The organism is Paracoccus sp. 22332 (assembly GCF_052045125.1).
In the GTDB taxonomy this organism is placed as follows: domain Bacteria; phylum Pseudomonadota; class Alphaproteobacteria; order Rhodobacterales; family Rhodobacteraceae; genus Paracoccus; species Paracoccus haematequi_A.
In genome coordinates this window covers 1-18,205 of record NZ_JBQEOI010000054.1, presented here as the reverse complement: position 1 = coordinate 18,205, position 18,205 = coordinate 1, and the positions used below count along the sequence as shown (strand labels likewise).

The 18,205-nt window shown below is 63.2% G+C and carries 18 protein-coding genes and 3 pseudogenes; 10 read left to right on the top strand and 11 right to left on the bottom strand.

Annotated features, from left to right (window positions below):
* Window positions 1-18 precede the first annotated feature (18 nt).
* Window positions 19-1,476 carry a transposase gene (locus ACTJI6_RS21745; RefSeq protein ID WP_440803644.1) on the bottom strand — a complete coding sequence of 486 codons (1,458 nt, stop codon included), beginning with the start codon at window positions 1,474-1,476 and terminating at the stop codon, window positions 19-21.
* Between the two features lie 49 nt (window positions 1,477-1,525).
* Window positions 1,526-2,287: pseudogene (locus ACTJI6_RS21740) on the bottom strand (IS256 family transposase); the annotation flags it as partial.
* 706 nt (window positions 2,288-2,993) lie between these two features.
* Here ACTJI6_RS21740 and istA point away from each other — a divergent pair.
* Both istA and ACTJI6_RS21730 read left to right on the top strand, forming a co-directional pair.
* Window positions 2,994-4,226: an IS21 family transposase gene (gene istA / locus ACTJI6_RS21735; protein WP_440803641.1), complete on the top strand. Its 1,233-nt coding sequence runs from the start codon at window positions 2,994-2,996 to the stop codon at window positions 4,224-4,226.
* A complete protein-coding gene (locus ACTJI6_RS21730) occupies window positions 4,223-4,429 on the top strand; it encodes a hypothetical protein (protein ID WP_440803639.1) in 207 nt (68 codons plus the stop codon). The genes istA and ACTJI6_RS21730 overlap by 4 nt, the downstream gene beginning before the upstream one ends.
* A 151-nt stretch (window positions 4,430-4,580) precedes the next feature.
* On the opposite strand, the gene qhpR is transcribed toward ACTJI6_RS21730, so the two are convergent.
* Window positions 4,581-5,609 carry an AraC-like transcriptional regulator QhpR gene (gene qhpR / locus ACTJI6_RS21725; protein WP_440803637.1) on the bottom strand — a complete coding sequence of 343 codons (1,029 nt, stop codon included), beginning with the start codon at window positions 5,607-5,609 and terminating at the stop codon, window positions 4,581-4,583.
* Window positions 5,610-6,018: 409 nt separating this feature from the next.
* Between qhpR and ACTJI6_RS21720 the strand changes: the two genes are divergently transcribed.
* The 8 genes from ACTJI6_RS21720 (at window position 6,019) to napH (ending at window position 12,525) form a co-directional block, all read left to right on the top strand.
* A complete protein-coding gene (locus ACTJI6_RS21720; RefSeq protein ID WP_440803635.1) occupies window positions 6,019-6,864 on the top strand; it encodes a methylamine utilization protein MauF in 846 nt (281 codons plus the stop codon).
* A gap of 129 nt (window positions 6,865-6,993) precedes the next feature.
* The gene (locus ACTJI6_RS21715; RefSeq protein ID WP_440803633.1) at window positions 6,994-8,226 is read left to right on the top strand and encodes an amine dehydrogenase large subunit; all 1,233 of its coding nucleotides are present in this window, start codon (window positions 6,994-6,996) and stop codon (window positions 8,224-8,226) included.
* A 6-nt stretch (window positions 8,227-8,232) separates the two neighbouring features.
* A complete protein-coding gene (locus tag ACTJI6_RS21710; protein ID WP_440803630.1) occupies window positions 8,233-8,787 on the top strand; it encodes a MauE/DoxX family redox-associated membrane protein in 555 nt (184 codons plus the stop codon).
* 3 nt (window positions 8,788-8,790) lie between these two features.
* A complete protein-coding gene (mauD, locus tag ACTJI6_RS21705; RefSeq protein WP_440803628.1) occupies window positions 8,791-9,393 on the top strand; it encodes a methylamine dehydrogenase accessory protein MauD in 603 nt (200 codons plus the stop codon).
* 45 nt (window positions 9,394-9,438) lie between these two features.
* Entirely contained in the window at window positions 9,439-9,990 is a 552-nt protein-coding gene (gene mauA, locus ACTJI6_RS21700) for a methylamine dehydrogenase (amicyanin) small subunit (protein WP_440803626.1), read from the top strand.
* A 57-nt stretch (window positions 9,991-10,047) separates the two neighbouring features.
* Complete coding sequence (locus ACTJI6_RS21695) at window positions 10,048-10,947, top strand: methylamine utilization protein MauJ (protein ID WP_440803624.1); 900 nt, start codon at window positions 10,048-10,050, stop codon at window positions 10,945-10,947.
* A gap of 19 nt (window positions 10,948-10,966) precedes the next feature.
* Complete coding sequence (napG, locus tag ACTJI6_RS21690; RefSeq protein ID WP_440803622.1) at window positions 10,967-11,629, top strand: ferredoxin-type protein NapG; 663 nt, start codon at window positions 10,967-10,969, stop codon at window positions 11,627-11,629.
* A 17-nt stretch (window positions 11,630-11,646) separates the two neighbouring features.
* Window positions 11,647-12,525 (top strand): quinol dehydrogenase ferredoxin subunit NapH, encoded by an 879-nt coding sequence (napH, locus tag ACTJI6_RS21685; RefSeq protein ID WP_440803620.1) that lies wholly within the window; start codon window positions 11,647-11,649, stop codon window positions 12,523-12,525.
* On the opposite strand, the gene ACTJI6_RS21680 is transcribed toward napH, so the two are convergent.
* From ACTJI6_RS21680 to ACTJI6_RS21645, 8 genes and pseudogenes are all read right to left on the bottom strand, one after another.
* Complete coding sequence (locus ACTJI6_RS21680; RefSeq protein ID WP_440803618.1) at window positions 12,498-13,568, bottom strand: cytochrome-c peroxidase; 1,071 nt, start codon at window positions 13,566-13,568, stop codon at window positions 12,498-12,500. The genes napH and ACTJI6_RS21680 overlap by 28 nt on opposite strands.
* Before the next feature lie 49 nt (window positions 13,569-13,617).
* A complete protein-coding gene (locus tag ACTJI6_RS21675) occupies window positions 13,618-14,067 on the bottom strand; it encodes a c-type cytochrome (protein ID WP_440803616.1) in 450 nt (149 codons plus the stop codon).
* 204 nt (window positions 14,068-14,271) lie between these two features.
* The gene (locus tag ACTJI6_RS21670; RefSeq protein ID WP_440803613.1) at window positions 14,272-14,466 is read right to left on the bottom strand and encodes a short-chain fatty acyl-CoA regulator family protein; all 195 of its coding nucleotides are present in this window, start codon (window positions 14,464-14,466) and stop codon (window positions 14,272-14,274) included.
* A 163-nt stretch (window positions 14,467-14,629) separates the two neighbouring features.
* Entirely contained in the window at window positions 14,630-15,223 is a 594-nt protein-coding gene (locus ACTJI6_RS21665) for a plasmid pRiA4b ORF-3 family protein (protein ID WP_440803611.1), read from the bottom strand.
* Window positions 15,220-15,735 (bottom strand): annotated as a pseudogene (locus ACTJI6_RS21660) (IS66 family transposase); the annotation flags it as partial. The gene ACTJI6_RS21665 and the pseudogene ACTJI6_RS21660, both read right to left, overlap by 4 nt.
* Window positions 15,736-15,762: 27 nt before the next feature.
* Window positions 15,763-16,065 (bottom strand): annotated as a pseudogene (locus ACTJI6_RS21655) (integrase core domain-containing protein); the annotation flags it as partial.
* Window positions 16,066-16,069: 4 nt separating this feature from the next.
* Complete coding sequence (locus tag ACTJI6_RS21650; protein ID WP_440803645.1) at window positions 16,070-17,371, bottom strand: IS30 family transposase; 1,302 nt, start codon at window positions 17,369-17,371, stop codon at window positions 16,070-16,072.
* Between the two features lie 56 nt (window positions 17,372-17,427).
* A complete protein-coding gene (locus ACTJI6_RS21645; protein WP_440803609.1) occupies window positions 17,428-18,141 on the bottom strand; it encodes an IS6 family transposase in 714 nt (237 codons plus the stop codon).
* Window positions 18,142-18,205 lie beyond the last annotated feature (64 nt).

The window sequence follows — 18,205 nt, the reverse complement described above, 5'->3', positions numbered from 1 at the left end:
GGGGCTGTTGAAGAAGTCCTATGGAATACTGCCGATGCCGTGCGTCATCGGGTGGAGCAGTGAGGTCGCCAACCTCCTTTGCAGGTAGCGCGGGAGGGTGGAAGAGGGTGAGAACAACTCTCCCCGGCGCCTGGCCGCCAGGATATGCAGCAAAAGCGCAAGGAATGCGGCCGCCAACCGCTTCAGGTTCACGGCCGCGGCGGTGAGGAAGGCCTGAATGCGCATGTTCTCGAGCCCGCGCCTCACCGCACGGGCGAGGCCGTGCCAGGTCTTTGCCTCGCCGTGGAAGCCCTCCGAGCGCCAGCGGTGGCGCCGATAGAGCCGGTTCTCTTTCTCGCCCCACCGCTCCCGCCGCCGGCGCGCCCGCAGCAGGGCCGGATAATCATGAACAATCACGACTGCCCGGGTCTTTCGCGACGGTGAAAGACACAGAGCCGCGAGATCGCACCCTGCACAGTCACGCACCCTGGTGACGAAGAACCTGCCGTGACTGATCCTGGTCTTCGTTGGCTGAAGGATTTTTCCGCGTGGGCATTTTACGAGATCATGGCGCGCATCGAACTTGAACCGGCGGAGCGGGACCTTGCTTCTGATCGGTTCGGCCTTGGTCGGAATGATGGCATCGATCCCGCGCGCCTCCAGCCCGCCGAACACCTTGGCGTAGGCATAGCCCGCATCTGCTGTCGCCACCCCGATGGGTTCTCCCATGATCGCGGCAGCCGTATCGAGGCTGTCAAGGATGTGGTCGCCCTCGTTCGCCTCCCCGGTCGTGACCTCCACCTCGACGATGACCCCGCAAAGATCGTCGACCACGCCATGCTGCTTGTAGCATGGCTCAAGGCGCCGGTTGCGCCCGCTGGTCGCCATGCTGGCGTCCGGATCGGTGACGCAGACCTTCTTATAGCGCCCGGTCTTCTTCGAGTGCTTGGCCTGGAGATCGGCCTCGGTGTCCTCCGGCACATCACCATTCGCGTCGGACATGGCACCAACATGGCGCACCGCGAGGCTTTCCCAGCTGACATCGGCTCGGATCAGAGACGCGTCGACATGCACGACCTCGCCCTTGGCGATCCCGGCTGCCACACAACTCTGAACCGTCCGCTCAAAGATGCGCCGAAACCGCTCGGCGCCCCAGCGTTGTCGAATACGGGTCAGCGAAGAATGATCCGGAAGCCGCTCGTGGAGGCCATAGCCAGCAAACCAGCGGATCGCGAGATTGACCTGTGCCTCTCGCATGAGACGCCGGTCATGGACGATCCCGAGAAGAAAGCCGGCCAGCATGAGACGGACGGCTGCCTCCGGCGCGACACCCGGACGACCGGTCCCGACGGCATAAAGATCGGCAACATCTTCGGCCAGCCAGCCGAGATCGAGCACCCGGTCGACGCGGGCAAGGACATGATCATCCGGCACAAGGTCACGCAGCGACCCGCAGACAAAAAACTCGAGTTGATCCCGGTTCTGATGACCAATCATCCTGGCCCCCGCGACAAAGTCCTGAAGCTATGGAATCAGCGATGCGAGGGTTTTTCAACAGCCCCACGCGACAGCGCTGGTGCGTCGCGTTGAACACCCGCCGCGCGGCAGCCCGCAGCCCCTTGTGGTCATCGGAGACCACCAGCTTCACGCTGCGCAGGCCACGGTCGGCGAGAGAGCGCAGGAAGTCGGTCCAGAACGTTTCTGCTTCGGATGGACCGGTGGCGACGCCGAGAACCTCGCGCTTGCCGTCCTCGTTCACAGCTACCGCTATTATCACGGCGCGGCTGATGATCCGCCCGCTCTCGCGCACTTTCACGTAGGTCGCGTCGAGCCAGAGATAGGGCCAGGCGCCTTCGAGCGGCCGGGAGAGAAATGCATTCACCCGCTCGTCTATTTCGACACAAAGGCGACTGACTTGGCTCTTCGACATGCCGCCAGCGCCCATCGCCTTCACCAGATCGTCTACGGAGCGCGTGGAGACCCCGTGGACGTAAGCCTCCTGGATCACCGCCACCAGCGCCTTCTCAGCAGTCCGTCGCGGCTCCAGGAAGCTGGGCAAGTAGCTCCCCTTTCTCAGCCGCGGGATTTCCAGCGCGATCCGCCCGGCACGAGTGTCCCAGTCGCGGTCCCGGTAACCGTTCCGCTGAACCTTCCGCAGGGGAGAGCGAACGCCCTTCCCGGCACCGGTTCGCGCCTCAACCTCCACTTCCATGATCCGCTCGGCCGCGAAGGCCAGCATCTCGCGCACGAGATCGCCATCGGCCTGCTTCTCAACCAGCTCAATCAGCGTCATTCTGTCATCGGTCATCGTCATCTCCGTTCTTGGTTCAAGGTCTCGCAACCCGAACCTTCTCGAAGATCGGCGGTGGCCGCCAGCGTTACACCCGGCCGCGCGCTGCGCTACGCCGGGGGCTCCGCGCGCGGCCTCCTACACCAAGCGTTGGGACACTACCGTGAAGGCCCTGCATGCTGCCCCGGACCCTGGACCAGTCTTTTTCGAAGAGCTTGCGGGGTTCTGCTGACATGGGAGCCTCCGTTTGAATGAAGTGAGTATGTGTATACTCACTAGACAATTTGATTCCGCGTGGCGCAACCCAATTGTCGTTCGCCCGCCAAAAGGCGGGAGAAACACATACTCACTTCATTCAAAGAGCCTGCCGTTCGGCAGGCGATCACCCCTAAAATTACGGGGGTGAAGGCAGACGGGCAGGGCTAGCAATGGCGTGAAATCTGGCCGTCTATTCCCGGCCAGAAGCGCCGGTCAGGCAGCCCTGTGCTTGCCGCATGCCGTGCAGACCTATCGCGATGAAGCCCTGGCATTCGCAGCAATTCCCGGATCGGGCCTCCGATACTCGGAGGTCTGTAATCGCCGGACGTAATCTCCCCAAAGCCGCCGTTTGAATTTTCCCCAGACGTGAGCGTCAGGGCCAATTCCGAACCTCATCTATTCGGAATTGGCTCTGTCGCGGGACACAGGCCTGATGCTCCGAACGTAGAGCGACAGGGGCAGGCAGGTGAAAGGACTGAGGGAGATCGTCTTGATCCAGGATTTGAAGAACCAGGGTCTCAGCATCACCGCGATCGCGCGGAAGGTTGGCTGCGACCGGAAGACGGTGCGGAAGTATCTCGAGCTGGGACTGGAGGCGCCGGTTTATGGGCCGCGGCAGCCACGAGCCCGGGTGATCGAGCCCTATGAACGCTACCTGCAGGAACGCGTTCAGGCCTTTCCCGATCTCAGCGGCGCGCGGCTTCTGCGCGAGATCCGGGAGTTGGGCTATGAAGGCGCCTACACCGCCGTGACAGACTTCCTGCGCGAGGTGCGCCCGGCGCGGCACACCCCGTTCGAGCGGCGGTTCGAGACCCCGCCCGGCAAGCAGGCCCAGGTCGACTTCGCCGAGTTCACTGTGGAGTTCGCCGACGAACCGGGCGTGGTTCGCAAGGTCTGGTTGTTCTCTCTGGTGCTGGGGCACAGCCGCTGGCTCTGGGGCCGGTTCGTCGCCAGCCAGAACCTGCAATCGGTGCTGCGCTGCCATATCGCGGCCTTCGCAGCGCTCGGCGGCGTGCCGGAGGAAATTCTCTATGACCGGATGAAGACCGCGGTGATCGGCGAAGACGAGGCTGGAGTGGTCACCTACAACGCCGCGCTGGTTGCGTTGCTGAACTACTACGGCGCGGTGCCGCGGGCTTGCCAGCCGTATCGGGCCAAGACCAAGGGCAAGGTCGAGCGTCCCTTCCGCTATATCCGGCAGGACTTCTTCCTGGCCCGCACATTCCGCAACATCGACGATCTCAACACCCAGTTCGAGGCTTGGCGGACCGAGGTCGCCAATCCCCGGGTTCATGCCACGACCCGACGCGTGGTGGATGCGGCCTTCGCCGACGAGCAGCCCAGCCTGAAGCCGCTCCCGGCGATCCCTTACAGCGCCGTGCTGACGGTCGAGCGTCGGGTGAGCAAGGAGGGGATGATCTCGGTCGGCGGCAACTTCTATTCCGTGCCCGACACCACCCGTCGCCGGACACTCGAGGTCCAGCATCACACCGAGGAGCTTCGGATCTTCGAGGACGGGCAGCTGATCGCGCGCCACCCGGTCTTGGAAGGCAAAGCTCGCCGTCGTATCGACCCCGCCCATCGCAAGGCGCCGCCGAGGAGACCCGCTCCACCGCCATCATCGCAAGGGCTACGGCGCCCGCTCGACTTCTATGATGCGGTAGGCCGGCGCCTGGCCGCTGCGGGGCCGCAATCATGAGCGATCTCCTCGACCGCATCCGCGGCGCCTTGGTCGGCCTGAAGATGCCGCGTGCGCTGGAGGCACTCGATCACACGGTGCGACAGCTCGAGACGGGCGAGATCACCGCGATCGAGGCGATCGACAGCCTGCTCAGCGAGGAATACGCCAAGCGTCAAGCCTCGCTGCATAGGGCCTCGTCGTCGCGCTTACGGTGTGCCTGAATCACATGGCGAAGGTTGAGGGAAATCCCCATTCGTTGACACGCCCCCTACGTCCACCCGCAGCTTCGCGAATTGGAGCGCCAAGTGAGCTTTCGCGTTAGGCTTGGCCTCCTCACCATTTGGGACCGCCCAAGGGCGGTCGTCTTTCGTGTCAACGTCCGAACCGTCGCGGTGTGGTGCCCGTCCATTTGCGAAAGGCGCGCGACATGGTTGCCGCGTCGGCATAGGCCAGATCCGCAGCCACGGCGTCCAGCGAGATCGAATTTCCGTGCAGCAGCGCCTCGGCGATGTTCATCCGCTGTTGCTGCACTACGGTGCGGAAGGTCTTGCCCGTCTCTTGCAACCTGCGCTGAACCGTGCGCGGCCCCATCCCCATATGCGCTGCCACGTTTTCCAGCGTAACATCGCCCTGATGAATACAATGCAGAACCGCATTCATGAGGGACTCTTCGAAGTCATAGTTGAAGTTTTCGCCGATCAGGTCGATCAGGTGGCGCTCAATGATGCTGACGACCATCGGCTCGGCCTTGATGAAGCTGCGATCCAGATCCTCGGTGCGGATCAGCATGCGGTTGGTCTTTTGTTCGAACCGGGCAACAGTGCGGAAGAACTGCGAAATCTCGCGGTGGTTCACCGGGGCAGCATGTTCGAAATGCACCTCCTCGGGACTCCAGTTGCGGCCCAGCTGGCTGCGGGTCAGCGTGCAAAGCAGCGCCATGGTGAATTCGCTGTCGTGCCGACGCGGCCAGATGGACGGATCAAGGATCTGATATTCCAGCCATGTGGTGTCGCCTTCTTCGCGGATGGCGATATGCGTCGCGCTTTGCAGGGCGGGGAAAAGGCGGCTGAAGCGGGCAATCGCGTCGCGCAGGTTGCCCATCTTGACGTAAAGCACGCCCACGGGCCCCAGATCATCGGGATCAATGATGCTGCCCACATGCACGCCCAGCCCGGGATTGTTCCCGATCTCGGCCGCGTGTTCGAACAGGCTGACGTAGTTCTTCAGCGGCACCGCCTGATAGGGATCGGCCAGCATGCCCCGATCAAGTCCATGGTCCCGTAACAGCGCATTCACATCCGCCCCCAGCGCCTGCAAGGCATCGATCACCACCTTCAGAACCGATGACCGGATGCAGGGCTGGGGCTGGACATTGATCTCGTATGCCTTGGTCAGACGCATATCCTGTTCCTCCGGGGTTCGCTTGCGAAAGGGCCATTGGCCGGCTGGCATCAAGCAGTTGTCGGGGGGACATCAGGCGATGTGGCGACATCGCTGAGACCGGGTTTTAGCGCGAAGAAAACACGATGTCACTCATTTCTGCAGAGCACCATACGGGTTTCATCACCGCAGAATCGCCTGCGACGTCCGGTCGCGTTGCAGATCCGGTTTTCAATACGACCATGGTATCATGCCCTGTGGCGCGCTTTGCGCCCGCGTGACGCGTTTTGCATGACCTCTGTCACATTGTGCAATTTTTCCGCGCCGGATCTTCATGCGAAAGTGATCTTCAAGCCGAGGATAACCGGCGGGTCGGCGGGTTCCGGGGGGATCCCTGTCGGGTCGCAAAAAGCGGCAAGGGAGTGTCGGAATGACAATGATCGAACAGGCGGGCTTGCAGTCCCGCCCGGTGATGGGCGACGGCATCGCCGATTGCACCGTCTTCAGCACCGAGATGCGCCCGGCGGCGCGCCGGGTGATGCTGGTCGCGGCCATCGCGGCAGGGGTGGGCATGGCCATGGCCCTGCGCGGCCGGGTCGAAACCCCGGTGGCAGTCAGTGGCCTCTTGGCCGGGCTGGCTTTTGCAGGGGGGCTTTTGTCCACGTGGTCGCCCTGCGGCTATTCCAGCCTGTGCCTTTTGCGACCCTCGGGGCGCTATTCGGCGCAAAGCCTGCTGCGCTGGACGCCGACCTTTCTGGTCCACGGTCTGGGATATGCCATCGGCGCGGTGATCCTGGGCCTTTTGCTGGGCGGCGCCGGGCAGCTTTTGGGCGCTGGTGGCATCACGACCGCCGCACTGTTGGGGATTGGCGGAGCAGGGGTGCTTTACGGCGCACATCAGCTGCGGCTGATCCCTGCACCCTATCCGCAGCGCCGCGCGCAGGTGCCGCATGACGCCCGTCAGCGGTTCCCGTCCTGGGTCGTGGGTGCGATCTATGGTCTTTCCCTGGGGCTGAACTATCTGACCTATGTGCAGACGCCGATCCTGTATCTGGTCACGGCCTGCGCTTTTCTGTCGGGCAGCCCGGTGCTGGCCATCGCGCTTTTTGCGCTGTTCAATCTGGGGCGGTTCCTGCCCATGGCCGTTAACTATCTGCCGCTGAGCGATATCACCGTGCAGAAATGGCTGGCGCGCCGGCAGGAAGCAGCAGCCCTGATGGACGGCATTTTGCTAAGCGCGGCAGGTGCTTTGCTGCTGACGCTTGCGCTGATCTGACGCGCTTGGCCCCGGCCGGATACGGGCGGGGCGACATTGCATCCCCAAAATCCACCGTCCGGCATTGCGCGCCGTCTCGACGCGATCCGGCCGCGCTTTGCCTGCTTCATCCACGAACCGGAGGAAACCATGAGTCACGCCAAATTCAGCCCCGCCCTGATCCCGGGGATCGCGCTCAGCGCCCTGCTGGCGGCGGCGCCTGCGGCTTTCGCGCAGGATGCTGCCGAAACGCCCGGCCAGAAAAGCGCCCGTGCGGCGGCGGCACAGCTGGCCACTGCGCCCGAGGAATATGAGGACGAATCCGTTATCCTTGACACCAAGGTCAAATCCAACCCGCATCGGGTCTATGTGACCGATGCCGCCAATATCGGCGTGCTGAACCAGATCTATGTCGTTGATGGCGACAGCGCCGAGGTTCTGGGCATGGTGCCCAGCGGCTGGATCCCGCATCCGCTGATCGCCAATGACGGCTCTTTCGTGGGGTCGGTCTCAAGCTATTGGTCACGCGCCGTTCGCGGCACCCGCACCGACACGGTCGAGATCTTTGATCCGACCAGTCTTGAGCCGATCAAGGAAGTCGCACTGCCGGGTCAGGGGCGGTTCCTGTCGGTCTTTGCCACGCCATGGCTGCATTCGCTGAGCCCGGACAAAAAGCGCGTGTTCTATTCGCAGTTCTCGCCCTCGCCCGCCGTCTATTCGGTGGATATGGAGGCGGGCAAGGTCAGTGATCCGATCGACATTCCCGATTGCTATCATATCTTCCCGACCAGCAGCGAAAACTTCTATATGCATTGCCGCGAAGGCACGCTTTTGCATGTGAAGCTGGGTGAAAAGCCCAGCCAGTCGCAAACCAAGCCGTTTCACGGCGAAAATGATTACGTCATCAACTCGCCCTATTATTCCTCTGTCAGCGGCAAACTGGTCTGGCCGACCTATACCGGGCGCATTTTTCAGGCGCAGCTGACCGGGGATGACGCGACCTTCCAAGACCCGATCGAGGGATTCACCGACGCTGAAAAAGCCGAAGGCTGGAAACTGGGCGGCACGCAGATGGTGGCCTATCACCGTGGCACCGACCGGGTGTTCCTGCTGGCCGACAAAAAGCCTGACTGGTCGCACAAGACCCCCAGCGGCCATGTCTTCGTGATCGAAGGCAAGACCGGCAAGCGCCTTGCGCATTACGATCTTGGCCACAAGGTCAACTCGATCACTGTCAGCCAGGATGCCGAACCCAAGCTGTTTGCGGTCTCGGCCGGGGATGCGACGCTTTATATCTTCGACGCGCTGACCGGGAAAAAGACTGGCGAAACACCGCAACTTGGCACCGGACCGCTGGCCCTGACCGTCGTCGATCAGGAGTAGGCGACGATGGACCTGATCGACGCACCTGTTCTGGCCGTTTTTGTCAAAAGCTTTCTGATGCTGCTGTTCATCACGGCCGCCCTGTCAAAGCTGCGCAATCTGGATGAGTTTCATGGCGTTGTGCGTAACTTCCGGCTGATGCCCGACGCCTTGGCCCGGACCGTGGCCTATCTGCTGCCCCCGGTCGAAATGGCAACCGCCATCGCCATCGCCGTTCCCGCGACCTCGCAGGTCGCAACCGCACTGGCCGGGGCGCTGCTGCTCGTCTTTGGCGCAGCGATGGCGATCAATGTCCTGCGCGGGCGCAGCCAGATCGATTGTGGCTGCTTTCGCAACGGGCTGAAACAGCCATTGAGCTGGGGCGTGGTGGCCCGCAACGCGGCACTGGCAACCGCGGCCTTTGCGGCGGCGGCTGTGCCCTTCGCCGTGCCGGGCGGGGCCGGGCTGGTGCTGGGCGTGGTCGCGGGCGGGCTGGCGATGCTGATCTATGTAAGCGCGACCATGCTGGGCGGTGTTTCTGCCGCCCTGCGTGACAACCCCCATCTTGCCTCGAAAGGATAACCGATGGCGACTGAGACCCTTATCATCTCGAATGTGTTGCTGTGGCTGGGGCTGATCGGCGTGGTCGTCGTCATGCTTGGGCTGATCCGTCAGATCGGGCTTTTGCACGAACGCTCGGCCCCGATGGGGGCGCTGATCACCGATCATGGCCCCGATATCGGCGACGCGGCCCCGACGTTCGACATCACCGATTATCGCGGTGCTCCGGTCAAGATCGGCGGGGCACCGGCGGATGGCCGCGGCACGCTTTTGATGTTCACCTCGCCCACCTGCCCGGTCTGCGACAAGCTGTTCCCGCTGATCAAATCCATCGCCCGCGCCGAAAAGCTGTCGGTGCTGATGATCAGCGATGGCGCCCCCGAAGAGCACGAGCGCTTCCTTGGCAAGCACGAGATGGGCGATATCCGCTATGTCATCTCGACCCAGGTGGGCATGGCGTTTCAGGTCGGCAAGATCCCCTATGCGGTGCTGCTGGATAGTCAGGGCGTGATCCGCGCCAAGGGACTGACCAACACGCGCGAACATCTGGAAAGCCTGATCGAGGCTGACAAAAGCGGCTTTGCCTCGATCCAGCAATATCTGGGCCAGCGCAACAAGGCGGCCTGACGGCGGGCGGCACAACGACATCTTAACAGGAAGGGTGGGAAGACCATGTTGGGAAAATCCCGTTTCGACGAGACATTCGAAAAGATCACACGCCGCATCGCCGGCAAGACCAGCCGCCGCAGCTTTATCGGGCGGGTGGGCACGGTGGTGGCCGGGGTGGCGATTGTGCCCCTGTTGCCGGTGGACCGGCGCGGGCGGGTGTCACGCGCCAATGCCGCAGGCAGCGAAAGCGCCAATGAATGGAAGCCGCAGGATACGGATGTCCGGGCCTGCGATTACTGGCGGCATTGTTCGCTTGACGGCTATGTCTGCGATTGCGGCGGCGGCTCGATCAACAGCTGCCCGCCCGGCACGCGCATGGCGTCCAGTTCATGGGTCGCCAGCTGCTACAACCCGACCGACGGCCATAGCTATATGATTTCCTACAAGGACTGCTGCGGCAAAAACATCCTTGGCCGCTGTGGGTGCCTGAACACGCAAGGCGAGCTGCCGGTTTACCGGCCCGAGTTCTCGAATGACATCATCTGGTGTTTCGGAGCTGAGGACGACGCGATGACCTATCATTGCACCATCTCGCCCATCATCGGCCGGGCCTGATCACCACGCGGGCGGGCGTTCTGCGCCCGTCCCCCTGCCACCGGGAAGGATGCAGCCATGTGGATCCCCTATGATCTGAAAGGCCCCCTGAAGGCCGATACGTCGCCCGAAACGATTGCGGCGGCGGGCATGGATCGAAAGCTGCGCCAGATCATGGTGGGCTTTTTTCTGCGCAACCCGGTGACATGGACATGGGAAATCGATCTTTGCGCACAGGATTTCGCTGACGGCATCGAAACGCAGCTTGAGGGGCAGCCCGCCCGCATCGATCTGCATGGCGATGACACAGGCCGGGTCGAAGAAATCGTCTATCGCACCTTCGGCACCGACCATCTGGCCGTGCTGTCAAGCTGTCATCGGGATCTTGAGGCGCGGTTGGCCCGCTGGGCGCTGGAGCTGGGGCGCGGCATGGCGATCGCGGGCTGGCGCGTCGCCGACCCCGACAACAATGCGCGCTGGCGATGCACGCCGTTTCGTCCAAGCGCGCTGAACCTTTCGCCGGAGCGCGCCGTGCCACCCTCGCCCGAATACCTGCCACTGCTGAACCTTTACCGCCAAGGCCGCAATTCGTCCGACCCTGCATGGCGGCTGATCACCGCGACGGCCATCCTGACCGCGTGGCGTGACGGCTGTCCGCCGCTGGACCGGCGCCAGATGCCGCCGCAGACCGTCTCGTTGCAGATGCTGGTGCTGAGCGGAACTTTGGTCGAACTTGCGGGCCTGCAGGATCAGCCGTTAGAGACACTGGTCGAGCTGCTGGCGCAGGAACGCGATGCGCAGATGGCCGCGTTGGCCAATCCAACCCGGATCACGCCAGCAGGGTTGGCGGCGCAGGCACGGTTGGCGCAACTGGCCAATATCGCCGATCTGGCGGCCCGTCATGTGCTTTTGGTTCAGATGCAGCAGAGCGAAAGTGTCGCCGAACTGCCCGCTATCGACGGCTGCCCCACCCTTTAGCTCGCAACAGGAGGGATCCTTGGCCAGCGCAAAACCCGTCAACCGTCGCGAAATGCTGCGGGATGCCGCCCGCGCCGGGGGTGTGGTCTGCGCCGCGGGATTGGGCCTGATCGCCTTTGTCGAAAATGCGCGCCAAACCGCCGCCGCTGCCCTGCGTCCGCCCGGTGCCCTGCCCGAAGATCAGTTCCTGTCGGCCTGCGTGCGCTGCGGCTTGTGCGTGCGCGCCTGTCCCTATGACACCTTGCATCTTGCCACATTGCTGGACGATGCGCCGCTGGGGACCCCCTTTTTCACCGCACGCGAGACGCCCTGTTTCATGTGCCCCGATGTGCCCTGCGCCAAGGCCTGCCCGACCGGGGCGCTGGATCGCAATATCGCCAGCATCAATGACGCCGATATGGGCGTGGCCGTGCTGGTCGGGCATGAGACCTGCCTGAACTACAAGGGCCAGAATTGCAGCGTCTGCTGGCGCGTCTGTCCCATCCGCGACAGCGCCATCACGCTTGAACCGCAAGTGATCGATGGCAAGCAGATGATCATCCCGGTCGTGCATTCGCGCAACTGCACCGGCTGCGGCACCTGCGAAAAGCAATGCGTGCTGGGCCACGCGGCGATCCGCGTGCTGCCCCGTCCGCTGGGTCTGGGCGGCAAGGGGCGCAACCGCGCCGGGCGGGCGACGTGAAGTCGCTGGCTGGGCGCTTGAGCCTGTTTGCCAATGGCCGCCGTTTGGCCGTGGCGGAACGCGGGATCTGGGCCGCGCATCGCTGGTGGGTTCTGCGGCGTTTGGTGCAGATCGGCGCACTTGCAACCTTCATGGCCGGGCCTTGGCTGGGCGTTTGGGTGGTGCGAGGCAACTTCGCCGCCAGCGAGCTTCTGGGCACCGTGCCTTTGGCCGACCCGTATATCTGGCTGCAAGGGTTCCTTGCGGGCGCGGCGCCGGTGGGGGTTGGCCTTTTGGGGGTTGGCCTGATCGTGGCGCTGTATCTGGTGCTGGGCGGGCGGGCTTATTGCGGTTGGATCTGTCCGGTGAACATCGTCACGGATGCGGCCTTCTGGCTGCGCGAAAAGCTGGGCATCTCGCGCGACCGCAAGATTGATCGCAGAACGCGGTGGGGCATTCTGGCAGCGACGCTGGTCGCATCAATCGCGACCGGCACCATCGCGTGGGAATTTCTGAACCCTGTCAGTGCGTTGCAGCGGGGCCTGATCTTTGGAATGGGGGCGGGGTGGGTCTTCGTTCTGGCTGTCTTTGTGCTGGACCTTTTGGTGACGCGGCGGGGCTGGTGCGGGCATCTTTGCCCGGTCGGCGCGTTTTACGGCGCCATCGGACGCGGCAGCCTTCTGCGCGTCTCGGCCGCACGGCGCGAGGACTGCACCCATTGCGCTGCCTGTTTCAACGTCTGCCCCGAGCCGCATGTGATCGCCCCCGCGCTGAACGGCACTGGCACACGATTGATCCTGTCGGGGGATTGCCAGAATTGCGGTGCTTGCATCGACAGCTGCCCGGTCGATCTGTTCGAGATGACCACCCGGCTTCATGCCGAACCGGGTCAATCCTCGGACAGCAAATGCTCATAGCGGCGGTCGGTCAGGGTTCTTAGGAAGGCCTCAAGCGCCTTCAGCCGGGCCTCGCTCAGCGCGATACCTGACTCCAGCTCTTGCCGCGACAACGTGTCGGGATAGGGCGGATCGCCCCAAGGTTGTCCGGTTTCGGGGTTCGTCTGCGCCGCAGGCGTTTGCGCCAGATAGCGGTTATAGAACCGCAGCGCAGTGCCCAGTTCCTGCATTGAGCCGTTATGCATGTATGGCCCGGTCACCGCGATATTTCGCAGGGTGGGTGTCTTGAACATGCCCGGCGCTGCACCATCCGGCAGGGTGGCGGATACATCGCCGGGCACGCCGATATTGTGGTGATCAAAGCTGGTGAACAGCTCAAGCGAGGCATTGCCGCGATACATCGGCGTGTGACAGCTTTGGCAATTCCACGTCACAAAAACCGCGCGCCCGAATTTCTCAAGCGAGGTCAGATCGGTCTCGCCACGCATGTAACGGTCATATTTGGAATCGAAGGGCGCGAATTCGTCGGTGCGCTGATAGGCGGCCAGCGCCTGGGCGGTGGCATGAAGCACGGACTGATCGTCCTGCAATGTGGCAGCGCCGAACAGCCGGGCATAAATGCCCTGATAATGCGCGTTCTCGCGGATGCGTTCGGCAACCGCTGCGGCGTCGGGCATGTTCATCTCGACCGGGTTCATCAACGGGCCAAGCGCCTGTTCCTCCAGATCATTGGCGCGCCCGTCCCAGAAATAGCCACCCGCGACCCTGCCGGTGCCGCGCGCGGCGCGGGGCGGTGAAAACGCGCCATACATCAGACTGGGCGTATTGCGATCACCCAAGGAATGTCCGTCATCCCCCAGCGAAAACGCCCGCCCGCTGGTGTTTTCGCGCGGATCGGTAAAGGCATGATCGGGGTCATGGCAGGTCGCACAGGATTGCGTGCGATCCCGCGAAAGGTTGGCATCTGAAAACAGCTGCCGCCCAAGATCGGCCAATGCACCCGCATCATCCGTTGCCGTCGTGCCACCCGCCAGCGTGGCCGCCAGAACAGCGCCGCAGGCCAAGCCTATCCTGCCTTTGCGCATCATCGCCGCCCCACCTTGACGAAGGGCGTCAGTTGGCAGGCGCCGCAGCACCCTCGGCAGCGGGGGCGGGGCTGTCGCCGTCCTTCGGCTGATCCGAGAATTGCGCGATATAGGCGACGATATTGGCGCGCTCTTGTTCGTTGCGCACGCTGGCCAGCGTCATCTTGGTTCCCGGCACCATCTTGCGCGCGTTGGTGATGAATTCGTCCAGCTTTTCCGGCGTCCAGACAAGGCCGTCTTTGCCGGCCGCAATCATGGCATCGGAATATTTGAACCCGTTATCGGTGCCTGCAACCCGTCCGAACAGCTTGTTCAGTTCGGGTCCGGTCCGGTGCACCGCGCCGTCGCCGATGGTGTGGCACATGGCGCATTTGCGAAACGCCTTTTCCCCCGCCGCCGCATCGCCGACTGTCTCGGCAAAAGCGCCGTGGCCTATCAGACACAGGGCCGAGACCATGCTGCAAAGGGTCAATTTCATCACGTTTTCCTCCCGCATTGCGCATCGTTGGCGCAGGCTTGCTGTTGTGCCGTCCAAAGTGGCATCAAAGCGGATGGGCGATGAATTGCAGAACGCGACAGATCCTATGCAAAGGGCGCAGGGCGTCTGGCTCGTGACAGGGATATTCCGGAGGGTCGTGCGTATCCATCGCATGTTTCCCGCCGGAACGATCCAAATTCGCTATCAGTTTTCCTCGATGCGAAAGATGGCCAGACTGCGCTCCCCCTCTTTCACGGCCAGTCGGCGGTTGATGGGGGAATGCGCGCGGGCGGCGCAGTTCTGCCTTTCGCATAGATAGCAGTTCAGGCCGATATCAACCGGTGCCCTGCGCTCCAGATCGATGCCATCGGCATAGATCAGGCCGAGGGCATAGGCCACGTCCAGCCAGCCACGCGCTCAGCGCGACAGGAGGCTTATTGCGGTGCAGTGCCGGCTGGGCGGCAAGGGCCTCGGGGGCGCGATCCAGTAGGTTCACATGATTGGGGATGCGCCGGGGCACTCAGAGTAACCATCCGGCGTAGGCCACGGTCGCGAGGGCCTCTCAGATCGGAGGCTTGGGTTTGCGGGCCCGCGGGGCCCATTTCTTCGCAAGCCGATCGAAGCGCTCGATAATGCTGTCGATCCCGGCATCTTCGGCGTCGAAGTCCCCACCGGACCAGTGGACCATATCCGCGTGCTGCTCATAATCGGGATCGGCGAGCGCTTCGAGGAACTCCTCGTAGCCCCAGGCGCCGCCGATGTCCTCGGGCGGGCAGGCCCCAGTGGCCTTCAGCAGCCGTGGATAGGTTATGCCCGGGGCGGCCTCGTTGACCCGCTCGATGCGGATGCTGTGGTCCCAGTCATCACCGAAGTCGTAGACATACTGGATCGTCCTGGTGCCGGTCCGGTCGAGCAGCTTTTCCAGGGTCATCTTCTTCGCGTTCATGGGGCCGTCGTAGAACCCGTCCGGGTCGGGCACGCCCCAACCGGCATCGCCCACCCGGAACTCGTAGAGATGGGTGTCCGTCCAGCCCATGGCCGCCTGGATGACCTCATGCAGCCGGTCGAGCCTGATCTTCAGCGGCACCTCGATATGGCGCATCGGCTGCGGGTCAACATCGTTCAGGATGATCCGGAGGCGGGCGATCAGGGTCATGCGGCCATCCTTTGCGGAGTTCGAGACCAGTTCCATGGCAGCAGATCCGGCACCCGAGAAGCCGTCGTGCCGGGCAGTCTGGCTAGGACATCGGCGAGCCAGGCCTGAGGATCGACATCGTTCATCTTCGCGGTGACGATCAGGGAATACATGAATGCTGCGCGGTCGCCGCCGCGCTCGGAGCCGGCGAAGAGCCAGGACCTGCGGCCAAGCGCGACACCGCGCAGCGCCCGCTCCGCGGCATTGTTCGTCAGGCAGATCCTTCCGTCGTCGAGGAACCGGGTGAAGGCGAGCCAGCGCTCGGCCTTGAACATGTAGTCGATCGCCTTGGCGACTGGGTTGTGCTTCGACAGCCGGTCGCGCTCGGTGCGCAGCCAGTCATGAAGTTCCTCGACCAGAGGCCGGGACAGCTGGTGCCTGGCCACCTGACGGTCCGCGACGTTCAGCCCATTGATGCCTCGCTCGATGTCGAAGATCGCGTCGATCCGGGCGACGGCCTGAACCGCCCCGGGTTTACCGGAGAGTTTGTGGTTCAATGATTAGGCTGCTTTTTCGGCAGCGTTCAAGCGTGCGTAGAATGCCTCCTCTGCTTCGTGCGGCGTGATGTATCCGATGGCGCTGTGCAGGCGCGTGTTGTTATACCAGTCGACCCATTTCAGGGTTTCCCACTCGACTTGGCCTACGGACTTCCAGGGGCCGAGGAACTTGATGACCTCGGTCTTGAACAAGCCGATGATGCTTTCGGCCAGGGCGTTGTCATAGGAGTCCCCGACGCTGCCGACGGATGTATCGATGCCCGCCTCGGCCAACCGCTCGGTGTATCGGATCGACAGGTATTGGGCGGTCTCAACCGGTCGTCGCAACATGGTCAGTTTCGGCGTTCGTGAGCAGCGCGTCCAGTGCCTCTGCCGGGGTTCTCCAGCCGAGGGTTTTGCGCGGACGTCCGTTGAGCGCAGCTGCAACAGCTTCGAGATCATCAGGACCGTGCAAGCTAAGATCGGTGCCCTTGGGGAAGTATTGGCGCAGCAGCCCATTGGTGTTTTCATTTGTGCCGCGCTGCCATGGGCTGTGAGGATCGCAGAAGTAGACCGGCAGATCAGCGGCGACGGTCAGTTCGGCATGACGGGCCATCTCGGACCCCTGATCCCAAGACAGCGACCGCCGAAGATGGCGGGGCAGATGAACGATGCTCCGCACGATGGCATCGCGCACGGCCTCGGCACCGTGACCCGCAAGAGGCGGCCCATTCTTCACGCGTGGTCCGTCACCATGCCCGGGCATCCGTGGAAGGTGCAGCAACAGCGTTAAGCGCGTCTGCCGCTCGACCAGCGTGCCGATGGCAGAGCGGTTGAGGCCGATGATGAGGTCGCCTTCCCAATGGCCGGGGACGGCACGATCCGCAGCTTCGGCGGGGCGCTCGCTGATCATGATTTCGGATGTCACGAAGGATTTTCCTCGGCCGGCAGTCCGGGCACGGGGCACACGCAACGCTCGACCAGTGCGCAAACACGCCGTCAGCTCACGGCGCAGAGCGCCACGCCCCTGAATGTAGAGCGCCTGGTAGATGGCCTCGTGACTGATCCGCATGGTCTCGTCCCCTGGAAAGTCGATGCGCAACCGACCGGCAATCTGCTCGGGACTCCAGGCTTTGGCCCACCGACGCGATTGCCGCCGTCCATGTCGCCGGCCTTTCCAGGCTGTAGGCGGGCCAACAACGACCGAGCCACCCGGGTGCGAGATATGGCCGGAGAGCCTGTCCTGCACATACTGCCGCAAAGCCGCGTTCGTCGCCAGCTTTGCGGCCTTTGGCCGCTCGGCCGCGCGCTCGGCATGCCACTGGGCCGTGGTCGCGCGATACTCAAACCCGCCGGAGCGTGTGGCGGCATTGCGACGGATCTCCCGCGAGATAGTCGACGCAGCGCGGCCAAGACGGCGGGCAATCTCACGCAAGCCGACATTCTGCACCAAGAGCAGAGCGATCTCTTCACGCTCTTCCAGGCACAGGTAGCGCCGAGACGGTGCCGCCGCGGATGGAGCTAGATGTGAAGGGGGCATGCCGCCAGCCTTTCGAAACCACCGTGTTCCGACCGGCTGCGAGATGCCGGTCCGGGCGGCAGCGTCCTCGCTGGAAAGACCCAATGCAATCAGGGAGGGTCCGTTGCATTAATGCCGCTTCGGCGCAGTAAAAGCAGGAGCTGCGATCATCAAGCGGCTTCCGGGAAGAGTTTGGCGACGAAGTCGATCTCGTTTTCAACTCCGGTCCTGCAGCTTTCGAACTGACCCTTGCGGATGGTGCGGAAGGTTTCGATCCCGGCGAGCGCGGCCTTGGCGCCGGCCATGGTCTGGAAGCCACGCATCGGCCGCAGCCGCTGTTTTATTGCAGCATGATCGCTCTCAATCCGGTTGTTCAGGTACTTGCGATCGACATGGCGGATTGTGTGCTCTGGCCCGAGCCGGTCGTTGATCTCGCCGATCACCTTGGCATAGCTGAGCGCCTTGTCAGTGACGATGGTCAGGGGCTGATACAGGCGAACGGTCTCTCGGGCTTGCCGCAGAAACGCCCTTGCAGCCTTGGCATTTCGCCGCGCCGTCAGCCGAAAATCGATCAGCTGGCCGAGCTGATCGACGGCGCGCCATAGATAACACCAGCGTCCACCGACGCGGATGTAGGTCTCATCGACATGCCACTGCTGCCCGCGCCAGGAACGATGGCCACCATAGGCCCGTTTGCGGATCTCGGGGCCGAACTTCCTGACCCAGCGGTGGATTGTGGAGGCATCGACTGTCACCCCGCGCTCGGCCAGCAAATCGCGGACGTCGCGGCACGACAGCGGGTAGCGACAGTACCAGCGCACCGCTAGAAGGATGATCTCCCGAGGAAAACGATGCCGCTTGAACGGATTCTTTTGCTGTGCCATCGGCCCCCCCATCATTACCAACTCAAGGAACTTGCGGTGGTCGGCTAGTTAATGCAACGGACCC